The sequence below is a fragment of the Reichenbachiella faecimaris genome, assembly GCF_900176375.1.
Taxonomy (GTDB): domain Bacteria; phylum Bacteroidota; class Bacteroidia; order Cytophagales; family Cyclobacteriaceae; genus Reichenbachiella; species Reichenbachiella faecimaris.
In genome coordinates, this window is the sequence record NZ_FWYF01000001.1 from 1,041,514 (window position 1) to 1,060,729 (window position 19,216).

The window sequence follows — 19,216 nt, forward strand, 5'->3', positions numbered from 1 at the left end:
TTTAATTATTTATTTTTCGAACGGCAAAATTAGGTATTCAATTCAATAAAACAAAACCTTATGTAGTTTGCTTTTTTGCCATGCGAGCGACCCACCACATTTTAACTTTATCTATCCATACATTGTAGAAATCTGCGTCAAAAATTTTGGCATCCTTGCGGGCCTGCTTGAGAAAAAATACACCTATGGGAAACAAGACAGCATTGGCCATCCAAGCGGCATATAATCCATCCACTACACCACTTTTAGCCCACTTGTCTCCCATGCTCGTGAGCACAAAGAAAATGATATAAAAGAAAATTGAAATTATAATTGGCACGCCTAATCCTCCTTTTTTTATAATCGCTCCTAAAGGAGCCCCTATAAGAAACATGACAATGCAGGAAAACGCCTGTGCATATTTTTTGTACTTCTCTACCACGTGTGAATCATACGAAACACTAAGTCCTTTCATTCTCAGCACACTACTATTGAGTGTGGACTTAATATTTCTTGCGTTTCCCACTGCTCTGGACAGTACTTGATCCCTCTGCTCTGGTCTCATATATAAACTATCCATTTGTTGCTTTACGACTAATATAAGCGAGTCCTCAGAAATGAATAAACTATCATACTTCTCCTTCTTTTCTTTCTTTCGTTTCTGCTGCTCTCTGGTTTCAGTTGATCTGTTTTTGTTTTCCAAAAAGGAAACAACATGTTCCTCTTTGGCTCTTGAAGCATAACTCCTCCCAGAATCAGCCTTTATGTTTTCAACCACTTTGTCTTCACGGCCCAACTGGGCAGATCCGTCATCATTCATTTTTCGGGTTGTATCTGATTTGATCTGCTTTCTCGTTTCTTTCAGAGAATCTAAGTATTCCTTTCTATTCAACAGATCACTTGGCGGCTCTAGATACCCAGCCAAATGATACTTATAAGAGCTGGCAACTGAACCATAAACTTTAACTTTAGAATCAACCATCGAATGCCCCATGGAGTCTATACTTTCAGTCAATTCAGTAATGCCTTTCATATATCGATTATCAGCAAACAGACTTTCGTCTGTATCATTCAAATCAAAAGATGCCAAACTAAACACCAAGTCCATGTTGGCAAATTTGGTGCGTACAAATTGAGGAACCTCATCTTTTTTCTTTCGTCCTGATTTTTTCTTTTCTTCTTCTATGTAGTGGTTGCCATTAAACAAATCCATTTTCAAATATCGATCTCCCATGAAAGAATACATACGGCATGAGTCGGCAATGATGACACGTTTATTCCCATTGCCCTCCGTATGGTCGTAGATCACAATGTTTTTAATGGAAATGCCATCAGGATACTTCTTATCTATTTTAATGCTGTATTTGGGTATCCCGCTATAAAACTGGCCTTCTCTCAAGTCAAGCGCAGGCTTGGTTTGTTTAATGTCGTAGAGCAAACTGAAGGCTCGTAAATTGGCAGTAGGCACCACTCGATCATTAAGAACAAAAGCTCCAATGGCTAGCATCACACAAAAAACAAAGGCTGGCAAAATGATACGAATCAAGGATATACCAGACCCTTTGATTGCGGTCAATTCGAAATGCTCCCCGAGTTTTCCGTAGGTCATCAACGACGAAATCAGAACAGCCAGTGGGAGGGCCATGGGCATTTGATTGATACTGAAATAACCCATCAGTTCTCCCAAAGTGGCAAAACCAATGTTTTTCCCAATAAAGTCGTCAAAATACTTCATCATGTAAACCAGTAACAGAATAAATACCGCTACCAAAAAAGTAATGACGAATGGCCCGATAAAAGATTTGAGGATAAGCTTATCGAGTTTTTTCATTTTTGAAGTCTAAAAGGGGAAATTGTTAAAATCAAAGTACCTGAATAATATTAATCATATTTGTAGAGCCACGAAATTTTGTATGTTTTGCAAAATCAATCACAACCCAAAGCAGTACAAGCAAAAACAAAAACACTGCCACAAAAAATATTTTCTTAGACTTATTCATCATTTGGTTTACTTCGTATATCTCTAGATACTCAGTTAGCAAATTTCACATTAATAAATGATAATATAAAGTCAAATCAAAGATTGTCAGACAATTTAGCCATACGGAAAATCATTCATATAGATATGGATGCCTTTTATGCTTCTGTAGAGCAGAGGGACAATCCTGAACTGAAAGGCAAACCCGTGGCAGTAGGGGGCAGTCGTTCGCGAGGTGTAGTGGCTGCAGCATCATACGAAGCGCGCAAATTTGGCATACGGTCTGCCATGCCATCCGTAACGGCTTTTCGAAAATGCCCGGACATTATTTTTGTAAAGCCTCGTTTTGAAGTATACAAAGAGGTATCTCAAATCATTAGAAACATATTCTTTGAATATACAGACCTCGTAGAACCCCTCTCTCTTGACGAGGCCTATCTTGATGTCACCAACAATAAAATAGGGCTCCCTTCCGCGACTTTGATAGCAGAAGAGATTCGTAAGAAAATATTTGATTCGACAGCCCTCACTTGCTCTGCGGGAATTTCCATCAATAAATTTCTAGCTAAAACGGCTTCTGATATCAACAAACCCAATGGGATGAAGTTGATCAAACCAGAAGAAGCTATGGCTTTCATAGAAACTTTGAAAGTCAAAGATTTTTTTGGGGTAGGAAAAGTAACTGCTGAAAAAATGAAGCGCATGGGAATCCATACTGGGTTGGATTTAAAAAATAAGTCATTGGGCTTCATGACCAAGAATTTTGGAAAGAGTGGTTCTTTCTACTACAATATCAGTCGCGGTATTGATGATCGTCCAGTCAACCCAAATAGAATTAGAAAATCAGTAAGTATTGAGAATACATACGACAATGATCTTTCTGATATTTCTCATATAGAAACTGAACTGGAAAAACTATCTGAATCTTTGGAAACTCGGCTAGCAAAAAATAAGATTCAGGGTAAAACTATCAACATCAAAATCAAATATGCTGATTTTGAACAAGTGACCAGAAGCAAGACTTCGCAATATTGGTTGAGCAAAAGCACTGATTACCAGCCACTTTGGAAAGAAATACTGCTTGATGAAAGGCTCGTTCAAAAACCAATCCGGCTACTTGGTCTAGGGCTGTCCAACCTAAATACGGAAGAGAAGGAGAATCAAGGCCTACAATTGACCCTGGAATTTTAACTATTCAGAAGCTTTTAATGCAAGATGCTCTTGTGAGCTCTTAAAGTCTTCGGGAGTGTCAATATCGTTCCAGTAATAACCTACCACCTCTATCACACGAGCTTTTTTCTGATCTGACAAATGCGTTACCAGATTAGAAATAGACAGCTTTTGATTGGTCGCGATATGATCTAGCACGTCAAACACGTCCTTTTTCACATAAAACAAGCCCGTATCATAATAGTTGTAGCCTTCGATCTCTTTACCGATTCTGTTGATATAATCCTCAGCATCAACTTTGGTCACATCATCCAAATCAATGTGTTCATTATGATCTCCGGGCACATCTACAGCGAGTTTAAGATAAGCCCCTTTGTCAAAAATCAACTTCGTTTTTAGATCATTGAGGAAAGCTTCTTCGTAATAATGATCTGCCATGGTGAAGAAAAATTCTTCATCACCTAACTCATGCACCCAATCTTTGGCTGCATACAAAGAATAACCATTCTCTAACTCGTACTTTTCGTTATAAATCGTAGTAATGTTGGCATCGTACTTCTTTCGAAGATCTTCACAAATTTCTTCCAACGCCGGCTTGTGAAAGCCAGTAATCACTGCAAAGTCAGTCACTCCTATCTTCTGAAACTGATCTATGTGCCTCTCCATCAAGCTCTGACCACCCACTGTCAAAGCAGATTTAGGTTGTCCCAAATTTAAACGTAAGTTTTTGCCAGCGGCGAGTATTACACAGACCATAGAGTGATTGTAATCAATTGATAGGAATGCGCAATGTTAGCAAATTATCAACGATTTATTATGGAATTTGCAATGAAATTAGGCAGATTCTTGTGTGGCAAACTGGAATTTCAACTCCTTCATAAAGTCTTCATCCATGAACTTCTGAGCCAATATGACGATAGCTATAGGTATCAATTTGATAAGGCAAACAATCAGATACAGATCGAAACGACCCATGATGCTGAATAGCATGATTAAAGTTCTATGTGTATTGGTACCGCCAACTAGTGCCCACCAAAACATGATAGGATTGAAAGTAGCTCTATATTTTTCCCTGAATTGCTCTTTGGTATCTTCATTAAAAGCCACTTCTTCATAGACATCTCTCATTTCTTCTGTTCGAGTCACCAACAGCCACTGTCTTTTGGTGTAGTCTATTTCAAGCCTTCTAAAGAATTTATTCCAAAAACCTTCTTCTTCTGATGCATCTGGCAGCTCTTCTACTTTCTTTACTTTAGAACTTTCAGATCCCGCCACATAATAGAGAAATTCGCTCTTATAAAAATCATAAATCTGAGAAGTGAAAATATGGGAAATTATACCTGCCGGTATAGCCAAGAGAAAAATCGACCATCCCATTTCGCCCTGTACATAGTAAGCACAAGCAGAAAGATAAATAGCGATAAAAATTGCACTATCAATAAAACCATCAATGAATCTTCCTAATTCAGTGGATTGACCTGTCATCCTTGCCAATTGGCCATCAGCACTATCCAAAACGCCCGCTAATGTAATAAGCACGGAAGCCCATACTGTAATCACCCAACTGTCCTGATAGAATAGCATATATCCACCAGTCACCCCAATAATCAAACTAATAATGGATACCTGAGTGGGCGTCATATTGAAAAATTTACCCAGCTTGGCAAAATACAACCCAAAGAATCGGCTGAAAGCCAGATCAAATCTCTCTTCAATATCAATTAGTTTGATGGTAGACTGAACTTCTGCGTTGTGATTACTGAAGTGGTTCCTTACGCTACGTAACATTTAAAGTATATTATTGTTGTCGTGTTCTTTGTCGAACGCTGATTCTGATTTTGCCGCCGCAAATTTAACTAATTTAACAGCAACTTAATAAATGCATCACACGTTTCGCTTTGACTTAGGTTGCAGCACGTTTATTATTGTAGCAACGATATGACAAAGCTTGCTGATGCCAGCGAACAATAATGGGACAAAGAAGCTACGTTTCCCCCCCAAACTTTTTTTCAAAATACTATCAGCCAGGTCTGGTTTTGAAATTTTATCAATAAAACTTTGTACTATTTCTTGATTATCAGTAATCATAACAACTTCTTCCTCGAAATAATAGCTGATAAAATCAAAATTGCTACTCCCACAAATCAGTCTTTTGCCATCTATCAGAATGGCTTTGAGGTGTGACATCCTACCCTGATACTCATAGAAATTGAAGTAACCTTTCATCAATTCATTAGTCAGAATGGCCTTGAAAATGTTCTTGTTATTAATACCTGGAGATACAATATCTAATCGTACGCCCTCTGCTTTGTGGTTTCTCGTGTATGTCAACAAGGGATCAGATACATAAGGTGAGAAAATTTGAATCGACTCGTTAGCCCCATCTATATTTTTGAAAATGTCCTTGTATATCTCCTTGCTTCTATAGCCATCCAGATAATACATCTTGGTATCTCCTAAGTCATTAACTGTGGACTGGTCATTTTCTGCTACTGATCTATGAAAGTCATTGGACAGCGAACTGGCCATGTCCAAGCTATTCATTTCCACCATCATATCGTGCCATTCAAAATTGTGCTCACAAAAATTGAGTCCACCAATGAACGAAATCTCGTCATCAATTACCACCATCTTCTTATGATTGCGATGTGGATATTTCAAAAAGAGGAATCCAAGGGGATTGGTATATTTCACCTTGATGCCGTGTTCGCGAGCTTTCTTGACAATCGCAGCAGTGTTTTTCACCTCAGCACGGAAGGCTTCGTCTTTGAAATAGCCTAGGCTATAAATGAACCTGTCATTGATCACAAATTGGGAATAAGAGTCCAGACAGAGCCGAACGTCTTTGGCTGGTGAGGCTATCAGAGTATCAATCAACCATTCGCCTACAGAGTCCCCTTCAAAAGACATAGCTTGGATATAAATACTTTTTTGCGCCTTGGCGGCTAATGTCTCAAATCGCGTTTTGAATGCGCCTGAATCTACCAATACTTGTCCTGTCATTTGATTAGTTGAAGGTGAAAAAATACAAAGCAGCAAAATTAGTTTAAATGCTCAATTCAGCTTGACTTCGCCTAGGTAATTCACTCTACCAATCAGAGATGCTCGCTAGAGAACTCTGATTCTGCGCTCTACACTCAAAGTCCCTACGAGGCGCATCTTAAAATTAGCTGAAAAGCTCAAATCCCTCCTGCTCTCACCCTACTAATACTAAAAAATAGCAAGTCATGCTTGGTACTATTCAAAATATTGTTTTTTTGCGTCCAAACTAAGCACCCTATTGCTATGAAGATCGCGCAAGTATGTCCCTATGATTGGTCCAGACCTGGAGGCGTAAAAGCCCATATCGAAAACCTGGCTATCTATCTGAGAAAAATGGGACATGAGGTGAAGGTCATTGCACCCAATGTGAACGCCGATCAAATCAATGACCCAAATGTAAAATTGATTGGAAAGGGGCGAAGCACCACACTCTGGGGCGGAACAGAGATTGATATCAACATTGCCAAAGGCGAAGAAGTGGAAGAACTCAAGCGCTATCTACAAGAAGAACAATTTGATTTACTTCATTTCCATAATGGCTGGACGCCGTTTATGACCTATCAGGTGCGATACTACTCTAAGGCAAAACACGTCGGGACCTTTCATGATACCCCTGCTGATAATTTTTTGATGCAGAAGTTCGTAGGCCCAATTTTGATGCCGTTGGCAGCCAGTTTGGTGTGGAAAGTAGCTGACCACATGATCTCAGTATCTGAGTCTCAGGCCAGATATGTAAAATCTTTTTTGGCCAAAGACCCAACAATTATCCCAAATGGAATCAATCCGGATCAATTCAATACCACTTTTGAACCAATCCCAGAATACAAGGATGGTAAATTCAACTTATTGTTCTTAGGTCGATTTGAAGAGAGAAAAGGGTTGTTCTATACATTGAAAGCATTTAAAACACTCAAAGCTAAATATCCAGACATTCGTTTGTTGATCGCTGGAGATGGAGAACAAAAACAGGAAGCATTAGACTTTGTAGCTGAAAACCAGCTAGAAGATGTCGTATTCTTGGGTTTCATTGATGAAGAAATAAAAGCCAATCTGATTCGTACAGCAGATATTCTTTTGGCTACTGCTATCTATGGAGAAAGCTTTGGCATTGTACTGCTGGAGGCTATGGCATGTGGCACGCCTGTGGCTGGTTTTGGTAATGAAGGTTATCTCAACGTGATCCAATCACCTTGGGATGAGTACTTCCCTACTCCTCGAGATTTACAAACGCTTACTGACAAAATTGAAAAACTCTATCTCAATGAAGATATTCGTGAAGAAATGTCAACATGGGGCATTGCTGAAGCAAAGACTTACGAATGGGAGCACATTACTAATAAGGTGTATGCAGTTTATGATGAGGTGATGAAACGGAAGTAAGCTTATATTCGTCATCGCGAGTTTTGCGAAGCGATCTCATAGTTAATAATCAGGAATTGAGCTTAAGATTGCTTCACTCCGCTATCGACTCCGTTCGCAATGACCGATATAATGAATTACCTCTCTAAAATCCCTTTCAAATCTGCTGGAGAATATTCTATGGACTTCAAAGTCTTGTCATCTTCTTTGCGATAGACCAAGAACAAACCGTCTGCTTCTGTGATGTAGCTGTCCGTGCCTTTGTTTTCTTTATAATGTTTTACAGTAGCTTCAGCTTCTTCCATGGTTTTGCAGGCTTTGCTCATGTTGGAGCGCTGCACTTCATTGAATAACTCCACAAACTTATTCCCTAAACCAAACTCCAAAACCGCTCCTGACAGTACGTATTGGATGTCGCAAAGTGCGTCTGCCACTTCTACCAAATCATTGTGGTCAATGGCTTCTTGTAGCTCTTTCAATTCTTCAGAAATCAATTCTACTCTTAACGCACATCTTTTGGCATCTGGAATAGCTGGCGTATGCACAATGGGGTGTTTGAATGTTTTGTGAAATTCTGCTACCTGATTGAGTGAATCTATTTTCTCCATGAATTTGATTGTTGAAATTGAAAACTCGAAATTCTTCATTCAGAATCTATTTCCCAAAAATTGTGGAAAAGTATCTATTCTTTCTTTTTGGATTCGTTTCGAATCGCCAAAGACAAAAAGTAAACGAACCCACCAACTACGGTTCCAAGTATAACGATCATTCCGATTATTGCTGAAGCACTCATTTTTTAGCCGCGAATTTGTTGTACAAAAATTTATTCATTAGAAATCCAATGAGCATGACCGCGCCCCATTGTGTCAAAATTGAGGCGTTGCTATAGACATCAAAAAAATTCCAGTTTCCTTCAGCATTAAACCACGGGTATTTGCTGTAGCCTTGAGAGAGCCACCAGTAGATCAAGAACAAGGCAAGCACAATGTTGCCGCTCATGCAAATCACAAAATAATTGGTAGAGACTTTGAAATCAGAGTCTTCATCTACCAACTCCTCCTTGAATTTTTTAGCCCCAGATCTGACTACAGCAAATAGAATAAACAAGCCAGTCACAATCAAACCAACTCCCCAAACCCAATCCTGATTAGAAAAGAAATCCAACGAATAGGCCGAAGGGAAACCAAATATGATAAAGAAGATGACTACTCTGGTCATGGCACTTTTTCGAGTAAAACCCAGATCACTCAAATTGCGAGCAAACAACTCTATCATGGGCAACAAGGAACTAAATGCCGCTAGAAATAACGCAGTAAAAAAGACCAAGGCTAAGATGCCCCCACCCTGAAAAGTAGAAAACAGTTTAGGAATAATTGTGAACGTCAATGCTTGATTTCCGGACTGCAAGTAAGACACTGCCCCTTCGTAAGATGGTGCAAGAGCAAATACAGCTGGAAGTATCGCCATACCTGCTACCAAAGACGCAGTATTATTTCCAAAAGCACTAATGAAGGTATTGAGCGTCACTTCCTCATTTTTTCTTGAATAAGAAGAAAGCGTCATCATCAGTCCCCAGCCCGCACCTGTTGACCACGCCGATTGTGTCAAGGCTTCTATCCAGATTCTTGAATTAGAAAAGTCGTTCCAATTAATTGAAAACATATACTCCAATCCTAAAATGCCATTCTCCATATTTAGCGCAATAGCCGCAATGATAAGAAGTAAAAAAAACAAGCCAGGTATCAAAATTCGGTTTGCCTTTTCCAGCCCTTTCTGGATGCCTTTTGAAAGAACAAATACGCCTAAGAATATATTGAAAATGTAAAGACCTATGGTCGTCCAGTTGCCATTGGAGATGGTATTCCAAAACTGATTGAGGTATTCTGGATTCTCGACCAATTTGTCGCCTAAACTTTGAGAGTCAAATATATTGCTTATAGAAAATCCCAAATAACGGAGTGCCCAAGCCGTAACGATAGAATAGTAAAAAGCTATGCCTAATGTGCAAATGGTAACAAAAAAACCCATCCAAGTGTATTTCTCACCTGCCAGTTGAGCATACGAACCTATGACCCCTTTTTTAAACTTTTTACCTATTGAAAATTCAGCCAGTAACAATGGAATCGACCAAATAAACAAAAAAAGAATCCAAAGGATGATAAAAGTACCGCCATATTGCCCTGCTAGTCTTGGAAATCTCCAAAGGTTTCCAGCACCTATGGCCATGCCTAAAGAGGCCAATACAATTCCCCACCGATTACTAAACTGATCTGTTTGACTCATATTTTGGTTATTTGTTTGAGTTCCAAAGGCTGACCCTTTCGGAATTTGTCACAATGCTACGTCGAAATGTTCGTCTGCTAAGACGTAGTAAGAATTCAAGCGCCCGCGCGCGTTCCGCTCAGCTTGACCCATTGGGATATTTGAGCCACCCTAATTTGTAACAATGGCCAATATTATAGAAAAAATCGACAGAAAAAAAGAATACTTATATAAGCAAAGAATTAGTGAAAATGGTATCAAAAAAAGAGGCCTTCTCTCGAAGGCCTCCACCAATTCAAAATAATTAATTTACTCGTCAAATCTTCACGAGTTCGAGATTCAATGTAACATCCACGTCTTCACCTACCACCAGACTACCTGTATCTAAGGTGTCGTCCCACTTCAATTTATAATCAAAACGGTTGATGGTGAAATTGGCTTTGAATCCACTAATAGTACGATTTCCCATATTGATCATGCCACTAAAAGTAGCTGGGAATGTTATTTTTTTGCTTACATCTCTTATGGTAAGTACGCCAGTTACTTCGTATTGATCACCATCCTTTTTCTTAAAAGACTCGCTCACAAAGGACATCTGTGGAAATTGTTCTGCATTAAAAAAATCATCTTCTCTCAAATGCTTATCTCTAGTTAAGTTCTCTGTCGAAACGCTTTCTACCTCTACCTTCGCTTCTACTTTTGCGCCTTCAAATGAGTTCTTTTTTGCCTCTAACTCACAGCTAAAATCCGTGAATTTCCCACTCACTGTAGAAATGGTCATGTGTGATACTTCAAACTGAATGGAAGAATGGGCTGGATCAGCCTTCCAACGGGTTTGAGATTGGACGGAATAAACTACGAAAATCGATAATAGTAATAGAAAAGCTCTTCTCATTTTGGGTTAATGTTTGTTTGATTGAATATAATCATTTTTAGAAACATAACCTATGAAAAATATGTATGTTTGGAATTTGATATATACAGCTAGCTTATGAAGATTATTTTTCTATCTTGTCTAATTGCCGTACTCGCTATCGGGTGCTCATCTCCTAAAAATAACACAGAATCGAGCAATGAAACTGCCACAGAGTCTGAAAAGTTTGCTCCTCCACCTAATGAAAATTATTTCATGCAAGGTACGGATGGTACTTATTACTATTTAGAAGAACTGAAAGGCAAGAAGGTATTTATCAACTATTGGGCTACTTGGTGCAAACCGTGTATCGCAGAAATGCCGGATATCCAGGCTGCAGCAGAGATTCTTGAAAAAGAAGGCTACGTTTTCTTTTTAGTTTCTGATCAAGAAATGGATAAAATAATGAAGTTTGAAAAAGATAAAGAATTTAACCTGACGTTTGCCAAACTCAACGGAAAAATTCAGGATTTAAAAATTCAGTCCTTGCCAACGACCGAAATATATACTACCACAGGCAAACGAGTTCAAAAAATAGCAGGTGCCGTAAAATGGGACAGTGAAGGCATGCTGAAGTCACTTAGAGCAGTAGAATAATATGAGTGAATATGGATTCTGGTCATTAGTACCTCCGTTAGTTGCCATTGGACTTGCGCTGAGAACCAAACAAGTTTTTCTATCCCTAACACTTGGCATCTGGATCGGATGGGTGATTATAGAAGGCGGAAATCCTGTTTCGGGATCGTTCGCTACACTCAATGCATTTGTAGCCGTATTTGAAGATGCTGGCAATACCAGAACCATAATATTCACACTGCTGATTGGTGCTTTAATCGCCCTCATACAAAGATCGGGAGGTGTGGCTGGATTTATCGAATCCGTAAAACATATACTTGAAAAGCAAGAACAGAAAAATCGCAACAATCGCAGGTTAGTACAACTATTTGCTTCCATGACGGGAATTGTAATTTTCGTAGAATCGAACATTTCTATCCTAACTGTAGGCACACTCTACAGACCCATATTCGACAATCTGAAAATACCCAGAGAAAAGCTGGCGTATTTAGCTGACTCCAGTTCGGCTCCTTCCTGCATCATTTTCCCATTTAATGCCTGGGGTGCCTATATCATGGGGCTGCTAGTCATGCAAGGCTTTGATCGCCCTTTCGCCACTATGATGAGTTCCCTGCCATACAATTTTTATCCATTCCTGGCACTGGGTGTTGTGGGCTATATCATTTACACTGGCAAGGACTACGGCCCAATGAAAAATGCAGAACGAAGAGCACAAGATGAAGGCAAGCTGATTGCTGATGGATCTACTCCAATGATCTCAGATGAAGTATCTATGCTGGATGCCAAAGACGGCATCGCTCACAGAAGTACCAACATGATCTTACCGATAGTCACCATGATCATTATGATGCCTGTTATGTTGGTTTATACTGGATGGGGAAGTCTTAGTGATACCAATGGAAACTTCTTAGACTTAGCACTTCGAGCTATGGGACAGGGTTCTGGTTCTACTTCTGTGCTCACATCAGTTGCCACCTCACTTTTGGTAGCTATTACCTTATACAAAGCTCAAGGCTTATTGAGCGTCAAAGAAATGGTAGACCTCTCCCTCAAAGGCATGTCGGGCATGGTATCACTTGCCATATTGATGGTGTTTGCATTTGCCCTAGGTAGCTTATGTAAAGAATTGAAAACTGGATTATATGTGGCTGAAGTATCTAAAGCCTGGCTTTCGCCTAATTTGGTGCCTGCCATTGTGTTTTTGGTGAGTTGTTTTATTGCCTTTAGTACAGGTACTTCTTGGGGAACTTTTGCCATCATGATTTCGATAGCCGTACCCATGGCTCAATCAATGGGAACAGACCCACATATTGCGATCGCAGCCGCTATTGGTGGTGGTGTGTTTGGCGATCACTGCTCTCCAATTTCCGACACAACCATCATCTCCTCTATGGCCTCTGCGAGTGACCATGTAGATCATGTGAACACACAACTGCCCTATGCGCTTACTGCTGGTGGGGTCACTTTAATCCTCTATTTGGTGCTTGGATTTTTGATGTGATGATCTCTAGAAAAGCAACCAAATCAGACATTCGAGGCATTTTAGCCCTGCAAGCTCAAAATCTTATCAGTGAACTGAGTGAAGAGCAGAAAGCTACGAATGGTTTTGTCACTACACCATTCACTCCAGAATTATTAGAAGAAATCATTGATTTGGATTGGGCTTTTGTTACTGAAATAGACAGTCAGATCGTGGCATATCTGTTTGGTGGCTCATGGCCCTATTACGAAAAGTGGCCAATCTTCCCCTATATGACTTCCAGATTCCCTGATTGGAAATATAAAGAATGGCAAATCACTACAGAAAACAGTTTTCAATATGGCCCCGTGTGTATTGATGTTAATCATAGAGGCAAGAAAATCATCAATCACCTTTTTGAGGTCATGCGAAAAGATTTCATCAAAACCTATCCACTGGCTGTCACTTTCATCAATCAAGCCAACCTGGTCTCTACCAAAGCCCATTTGAAGGTTGGTTGGACAATTGTAGATGAGTTCGAGTATAATGGCCATCAGTATTTTGGGCTGGTTTATGACATGTAATGAAGCATTTTGTGCCCACAAGCATTTAACTTTTCGTTAACAATTGATAGGAAAATATTAACAAACTCAAAGAAGAGATTTGGCTTTATTTGAATTCAAAACAATCATTGAACTCATGAAACTCAAATTATTCGCTCTTTTAATCCTTCCTACATTTTTCACGTTTGCACAAACCACTCAGATACAAGTTCATCCACAAATCCGAATGCCACAAGACAGCATCATTAGCCAACAACTGGTGTCTGCACTCAATGGCTTTTTAGCTGCAGCCACCCAACCCAACGAGAAAAACAGCTGGGTACTGGAATCGCAAAGGATCGAAACCCATATCCTGTTGGATGAATTTAAAGACATTGAAAAAAGTAAAACTCAGGAAGACGACAATTTCTACAAGCCTTATCTCCAGAACGTAATTGCTCTAAAAGAAACCCAATATCTGATCCAACTGTCCTATATAGGACTGAAAGGGGATCAAAGTCACTTGCGAGCCAGCTTTGAGCTTATAGCTCATCCAACTGATGGCTCATTTAAGTTCTCTTCTCCTCTACTGAGAAACACGCGTGATTGGAAAACGGTCAAAGTGAGCAACAACATATTTCACTATGCCGAAACCATCAATGAAGGAAATGTCGAGACCTTTGGAGCACTAGCCGCACAGTTTGACAAAAAACTAAAAGTTGACAACACAATCACTGAATTCTACTGCACTGAAAACCTCACTGCCTTACTGAAGTTCATGGGCGTGAATTATAAACTTGACTACAATGGCCTACAACAGTCCAACTTCAGTTCGACTTTAGACAATCGAAAGCTCATCATCCTCGGCAATGACAATGCTACTTTCGGAAATCTGGATGAGCATGACCTTTGGCATGATCGTCTGAGCCTGGTTATTTCTAGAAGGAAAGTAAACAAACCTGTAGATGAAGCTTGCGCATACTTATATGGCGGCAGTTGGGGACTGAGCTGGGAAGAAATATTCAATCGATTCTACAAAAAAGTGGCGAGCAACAAAAAAACTGACTGGGCACAGATCAAGGAGGAACCCATGAATTTTGGCGAGAGCAGAGCCACCCACCTCATGGCCGACTATGTGGTCAATGCTTTAATCGTTCAACAAATTGAAAAAGACAAAGGCTTTGCTGGTGTTTGGGAATTTCTCAACTGTGGCCCTTACGAAAATGGGAATACCAACTATTACATAGCATTGGAACAATTGACAGGTATCTCAAAAAAAGACTACAACAAAGCCATTTGGAAAATCATTGAAAAGGAAAGACGGCGTATGTGAGATTGGTGAGACTTGGTTTCTCACTATTCAACTTAACTAATGGGAATGTTCTGATTTTGCGTCATTGAAAGTATTTGCTAATTAATAGTGGCGTTATGCAGATGAGGTAAAACCGCAGTTACAGACGATCAAATACGCTTTAAATCGCACACCCATTGCACGAATGTGAACAGATTCAGTAGTTAGCAAATATCATATATCACTGATTATCTATTGGTTACGGGTATCGGCACGTATTTTGGCAGAGTAGCTAAAACCCATCACCATGCTGAAAAACTACTTTAAAATCGCACTTCGCACCCTGATTAAGAACAAGACCTATGCACTGATCAATATTTTAGGGCTGTCCGTAGGGATCACTTGTGCTGCTCTCATCCTCCTTTATGTAGAAGATGAGTTGACGTATGACCAATTCCACACCCAACATGATCAGATCTATCGCGTGATAGAATCCGACCATTCCGACCCTTCAGATGTCCAATATTACGGACAAACGTCTCCGGCAGTAGCTTCGGCTATGAAAAATGACATACCTGGGGTAAGCAATTTCACACGCATATTTCAGCCAGGGGGGCATAGAGATATCTTATGGAATGGGGACAAGGTACAGGTAAGAAGCTACCTCATTGCAGAATCCAATTTTTTTGATTTTTTTGATTTTGAGTTCGTAGCAGGTGATAAAAATAGTGCACTCAAAGAGTATAATTCTATAGTCCTCACAGAGTCAGCCGCCACTCAGTTTTTTGGAAATGAAAATCCAATTGGCAAAACCATGAAATGGTCAGAGATGAATGATGTGAAAGTCACTGCCATTCTAAAAGATTTACCAGAAAATTCGCACATCCAATTTACAGTTCTCTTTTCAATGAATTCTATAGACGAAGAGGGATTATCTGCTTATTTAAGTACATGGGAAGATTATGGAGCCTATAGTTATGTCCTGCTTGATCCAAGGGCAAACATTGGATCTATTGAGTCAAACTTTCCTGGTTTGGTTACCAAATATGATAAAAGGAACACACCAGAAATCAGACAATTTGCTCTTCAAAATTTGAGTGACATTTATCTGAATTCAAAGGACATCCAATATGGTATCACGGAAGCCAATGGCAATATATTTTACATTAATTTATTTATAGGCATTGCCATTTTTATCATGGTAGTGGTTTGCATCAATTATGTAAATTTATCCACTGCCAAAGCTACTCAGCGAGCAAAAGAAATTGGACTTCGTAAAGTGAGTGGAGCGAGCAAAGGTCAGTTGATTTTTCAATTTTTGATTGAATCGATCGTTCTGGCCATATTTTCCTTTCTGCTCTCGGTTTTGTTGATTGAAATTCTCTTACCATATTTCAACGAAATAGCAGGTAAACACTTTGACCTGAATAGAGAGAATATTTTCAACATCTCTCTCATCATTTTCTGCATTACCATTTTCTTAGGCACAGCATCTGGCTTCTACCCAGCATTGATTTTGTCCAACCTAAAACCCGTGGCCAGTCTCAAAGGAGAAGTCAAATCAAACTCTATGAGTGTAAGAAGCTCATTGGTAGTAGTCCAGTTTGCCATCAGTATTGTAATGTTGGTGGGGGCGCTTGTGATTTACCAGCAAATGGAATACATCAAAAACAAGGCACTTGGTTTTGACCAGAACAACATGCTGGTGGTAGATATAAATAATGGCAACGTAAGAAGAAATTTTGAAGCCATGAAAACCCAACTGGCTCAAGTACCAGGTGTAGAAAAAGTGGCCACCTCCTCACGAGTACCTGGCGAATGGAAAGGAATCAGACGGGTAGACTTCAAACCTCACCAAGCCTCACAGGATTCTGTCAATTCTTACTTCATGTGTTTTGATGAACAAATGCTAGAAACTTATGATTTTGAATTGCTTGAGGGTACCAACTTCACAGGTAACAAAGTGACGGATTCTACCAAAGTGATCCTGAATGAAGCTGCAGTGAAAGCCATGAACTTAGAAAATCCTATTGGACAAACCATCTATTTATCTGCTAGAAACTCTGGCCCTATGCAAATCATAGGGGTGGTCAAAGATTTTCATTATCAATCCCTGCACAATGACATTGCACCTATAGCACTTGGCTACTGGGCGAATCCAGTCACAGTAATAGACTACTTCTCGCTTAGATTATCCACGACCAATTTCAGCGAAACGCTGGCTGGGATTACAGCCATTCATGATCAATTCGATAGTGAGACAGCTATCGAGTGGCACTTTCTGGACAGCCAACTCAATAATTTCTATGTAAATGACCAACGCATAGGTCAGCTCTTCGGCATAGGTGCCGTAATTATGCTCATTATTGCTGGATTTGGTTTGTTTGGAATTACGTCTTACATGATCGACAGACGCAAAAAAGAAATTGGGGTGAGAAAGGTACTAGGATCAACAGGTGTACAACTGGTTGCCCTCCTATTCAGATCCTATGGCAAGCAGGTACTGATCGCATTTGGTGTGGCTACACCATTTGCCTTCTATTTCGCCAACGAATGGTCGAGCCTATTCACCTATAAAGAAACTATTTCAGTAGTAGTTTTTCTAATAGCCGGTTTAGTTGTGATGCTTTTTACTTTCCTCACGGTGAGTTACAGGGTGATCAACGCCGCCAGGCTAAACCCTGTAGATGTGCTGAAGGACGAGTAGTTGGTTCTCCATCTCAGTAATAAAAAACTATAGGTCATTTACTCAAATTGATAAGCCTATCATCCCTGTCGCTAGCGACAAAAGATGGTAGGTTTTTTTTGTATCTACATGGAAGTAAGTTCTGCTCCAAGAGGACATTCTGGAGTTTTTCCGCCCTCAACATCTTCTACCATTGCCCAAAAGATTCTAACAAATTTCATTACTACCAGCCTGTGAATACCAATCATAAGTTGATTGACATATCTTATTAAAAAGAAAAAATTAAACTCAAGATTTATACCAGTAAATTTCCTCATCAAATGAGTCCCACAAAAAAAGGGGTGTGACCAGATGGTCACACCCCTCATTCATGTCAAATAAGTCGTTTATTTCCTTTTCTTATCTGTGCTTTTAGTTGGGGTGAATTCCACCATTTTTCCTACCACATCTTTTGTGCCTTCTAGATAAAAAAGTACCATTGGAGCACTTGTAGTCTTTTCAATCGCATCTGACCATTTGGGCAATGCTTTTGCGAAGCTGCCAAACCCTCCTTTGCTGACACTGCCTGCACCAAAGTAGTTGATATTGGCCTTCACTGGAGATTGTAATACACCACTCCATGATTCAGTCTGGTTTCTCTCTTCATGGTATTTTTGCTTGGTGTTGCTCACTGAATTACAGTAAATCTCACCTTTAGCCGTTGCCATATTCACAAACATGACCTGAGTTTTCTTGGCATCAGAGATTTTAGTTCTGTTGATATAAAATTCCTTCGCCATATTTCGCTGACAAGTAAGTACTTCCATTTTGCCATTCTCATATCTGAATCCAGCTCCAAATCTCATGCCTGGCCTACTGGCCAACAACTCTCCTGCAGCCTCAATTTTAGGTGCTTCAATATTTACAATTTGTGTAAAAACCTCGCGTGACTCAACTGGCTTGCCACCAGGAGTGATCAACTTGAACAACATCACTTGATCCGAAGACATTTGCACCTTAGAGAAGCTAGGTAAGTTTTCATGTGAAGTATCATAATAGAGCCCCCAAATAGAATTATCACTTGCTGTGATTAAATTCAGCCCTGCTCCAGATCCAAATCTATTATAATAAGCTATTGGTGTTTTTTGCCAAGAATTCAAATTTTCATTTGCTGTTTTATATACAGCTACTTTGCCATTAGGCATGTCCTGATCCATTAGCATATACCAGCATTTCTGCCCAGGGTGATAAGTCAGCCCTGCTCCTCCACTATTCATGCCTTCCTGAGTGATTCTACCAGCCTCAACCGAACAGTTGGGATCTTTACTCAGGTCAAATATTTTCGCCATGGATCTAGCTTCTCGAGTAGATCCCAATGCAGCTTGGCTTACGCCATACTCAGCTTCTATAGCAATGGTTAGGTAATTGCCTGTAATTTGAATTGAACATGGGTGTGGATAACCTTTTTCCAGCTCCACCAATTTGCCCTGCTTTGACGTTGTGTTATAAATCCAGAGCTTTGCGAACTCACCCATCTTCACACTTTTAGAGGCTTCAACTTTGTCTGACGACACCTTTCCACTACTAAAAGCTACATAGATATAATTTTTGTATTGGCCGACTGCCTGTGCATGCCATCCTCCTAAAACAGCTTTAACATCCATGCTAGATCCATTCAGCTGTTCTTTGGAAGTACCTGAGCTTGCCATCGCAGTTAATAGCTTTGGCTGATCTCCATTTAGCCATTTCGCATCCACCTTGCTTATTTCTACTGGAGTTATTGTTTTAGACTCTGTTTTATTTGCATCAGGCTCTCCTTTTTTTCCACCAGCGCCTGCTGATATCGTCAAGGAGGTAATTACCATTAGGCTAAGTATTATTTGTACTTTTTTCATCTTTTACTAGTTATAATTGATTGGTATCGAATTTTTAGTCCCTTTAGTAAGCTAACAAATTTGATACATTGCTCCTATTTCCATT

16 protein-coding genes are annotated in these 19,216 nt (G+C 39.7%); 7 read left to right on the forward strand and 9 right to left on the reverse strand.

Going from position 1 to position 19,216, the window contains the following annotated elements:
* Positions 1-58: 58 nt before the first annotated feature.
* Positions 59-1,810, reverse strand: a complete 1,752-nt coding sequence (locus tag B9A58_RS04335; RefSeq protein WP_084371188.1) for an LptF/LptG family permease — start codon at positions 1,808-1,810, stop codon at positions 59-61.
* A 252-nt stretch (positions 1,811-2,062) separates the two neighbouring features.
* Here B9A58_RS04335 and dinB point away from each other — a divergent pair, with 252 nt between their 5' ends.
* Complete coding sequence (gene dinB / locus B9A58_RS04340; protein ID WP_084371189.1) at positions 2,063-3,148, forward strand: DNA polymerase IV; 1,086 nt, start codon at positions 2,063-2,065, stop codon at positions 3,146-3,148.
* On the opposite strand, the gene B9A58_RS04345 is transcribed toward dinB, so the two are convergent.
* From B9A58_RS04345 to B9A58_RS04355, 3 genes are all read right to left on the reverse strand, one after another.
* On the reverse strand, positions 3,149-3,883 hold the full coding sequence (locus B9A58_RS04345) for a phosphocholine cytidylyltransferase family protein (RefSeq protein WP_084371190.1): 735 nt from the start codon (positions 3,881-3,883) through the stop codon (positions 3,149-3,151). It abuts the gene before it with no gap.
* Between the two features lie 78 nt (positions 3,884-3,961).
* The gene (locus B9A58_RS04350) at positions 3,962-4,915 is read right to left on the reverse strand and encodes a CDP-alcohol phosphatidyltransferase family protein (protein WP_084371191.1); all 954 of its coding nucleotides are present in this window, start codon (positions 4,913-4,915) and stop codon (positions 3,962-3,964) included.
* A gap of 96 nt (positions 4,916-5,011) precedes the next feature.
* The gene (locus B9A58_RS04355; protein WP_084371192.1) at positions 5,012-6,130 is read right to left on the reverse strand and encodes a phospholipase D-like domain-containing protein; all 1,119 of its coding nucleotides are present in this window, start codon (positions 6,128-6,130) and stop codon (positions 5,012-5,014) included.
* 282 nt (positions 6,131-6,412) lie between these two features.
* Between B9A58_RS04355 and B9A58_RS04360 the strand changes: the two genes are divergently transcribed.
* On the forward strand, positions 6,413-7,549 hold the full coding sequence (locus B9A58_RS04360; RefSeq protein WP_084371193.1) for a glycosyltransferase family 4 protein: 1,137 nt from the start codon (positions 6,413-6,415) through the stop codon (positions 7,547-7,549).
* A gap of 116 nt (positions 7,550-7,665) precedes the next feature.
* Here the strand turns inward: B9A58_RS04360 and B9A58_RS04365 are convergent, their stop codons facing one another.
* The 4 genes from B9A58_RS04365 to B9A58_RS04375 form a co-directional block, all read right to left on the reverse strand.
* Positions 7,666-8,136: a pyrophosphohydrolase domain-containing protein gene (locus B9A58_RS04365; protein WP_084371999.1), complete on the reverse strand. Its 471-nt coding sequence runs from the start codon at positions 8,134-8,136 to the stop codon at positions 7,666-7,668.
* A gap of 74 nt (positions 8,137-8,210) precedes the next feature.
* Positions 8,211-8,321, reverse strand: coding sequence for a MetS family NSS transporter small subunit (locus B9A58_RS20175; RefSeq protein WP_139793736.1), 111 nt, complete (start codon positions 8,319-8,321; stop codon positions 8,211-8,213).
* Positions 8,318-9,811, reverse strand: coding sequence for a sodium-dependent transporter (locus B9A58_RS04370; RefSeq protein ID WP_084371194.1), 1,494 nt, complete (start codon positions 9,809-9,811; stop codon positions 8,318-8,320). The genes B9A58_RS20175 and B9A58_RS04370 overlap by 4 nt, the downstream gene beginning before the upstream one ends.
* Positions 9,812-10,106: 295 nt before the next feature.
* Positions 10,107-10,685 carry a YceI family protein gene (locus B9A58_RS04375; protein ID WP_084371195.1) on the reverse strand — a complete coding sequence of 193 codons (579 nt, stop codon included), beginning with the start codon at positions 10,683-10,685 and terminating at the stop codon, positions 10,107-10,109.
* Positions 10,686-10,781: 96 nt separating this feature from the next.
* Between B9A58_RS04375 and B9A58_RS04380 the strand changes: the two genes are divergently transcribed.
* The 5 genes from B9A58_RS04380 (at position 10,782) to B9A58_RS04400 (ending at position 17,278) form a co-directional block, all read left to right on the forward strand.
* Positions 10,782-11,300, forward strand: a complete 519-nt coding sequence (locus tag B9A58_RS04380; protein ID WP_084371196.1) for a TlpA family protein disulfide reductase — start codon at positions 10,782-10,784, stop codon at positions 11,298-11,300.
* A gap of 1 nt (position 11,301) precedes the next feature.
* Entirely contained in the window at positions 11,302-12,780 is a 1,479-nt protein-coding gene (locus B9A58_RS04385; RefSeq protein WP_084371197.1) for a Na+/H+ antiporter NhaC family protein, read from the forward strand.
* Complete coding sequence (locus tag B9A58_RS04390) at positions 12,780-13,322, forward strand: GNAT family N-acetyltransferase (protein WP_084371198.1); 543 nt, start codon at positions 12,780-12,782, stop codon at positions 13,320-13,322. The genes B9A58_RS04385 and B9A58_RS04390 overlap by 1 nt, the downstream gene beginning before the upstream one ends.
* A 115-nt stretch (positions 13,323-13,437) precedes the next feature.
* Positions 13,438-14,613 (forward strand): hypothetical protein, encoded by a 1,176-nt coding sequence (locus tag B9A58_RS04395; protein ID WP_139793737.1) that lies wholly within the window; start codon positions 13,438-13,440, stop codon positions 14,611-14,613.
* 265 nt (positions 14,614-14,878) lie between these two features.
* The gene (locus tag B9A58_RS04400; RefSeq protein ID WP_084371200.1) at positions 14,879-17,278 is read left to right on the forward strand and encodes an ABC transporter permease; all 2,400 of its coding nucleotides are present in this window, start codon (positions 14,879-14,881) and stop codon (positions 17,276-17,278) included.
* A gap of 365 nt (positions 17,279-17,643) precedes the next feature.
* Here B9A58_RS04400 and B9A58_RS04410 read toward each other — a convergent pair whose 3' ends face one another.
* Positions 17,644-19,131, reverse strand: coding sequence for a hypothetical protein (locus B9A58_RS04410; RefSeq protein ID WP_084371202.1), 1,488 nt, complete (start codon positions 19,129-19,131; stop codon positions 17,644-17,646).
* Between the last annotated feature and the right edge of the window lie 85 nt (positions 19,132-19,216).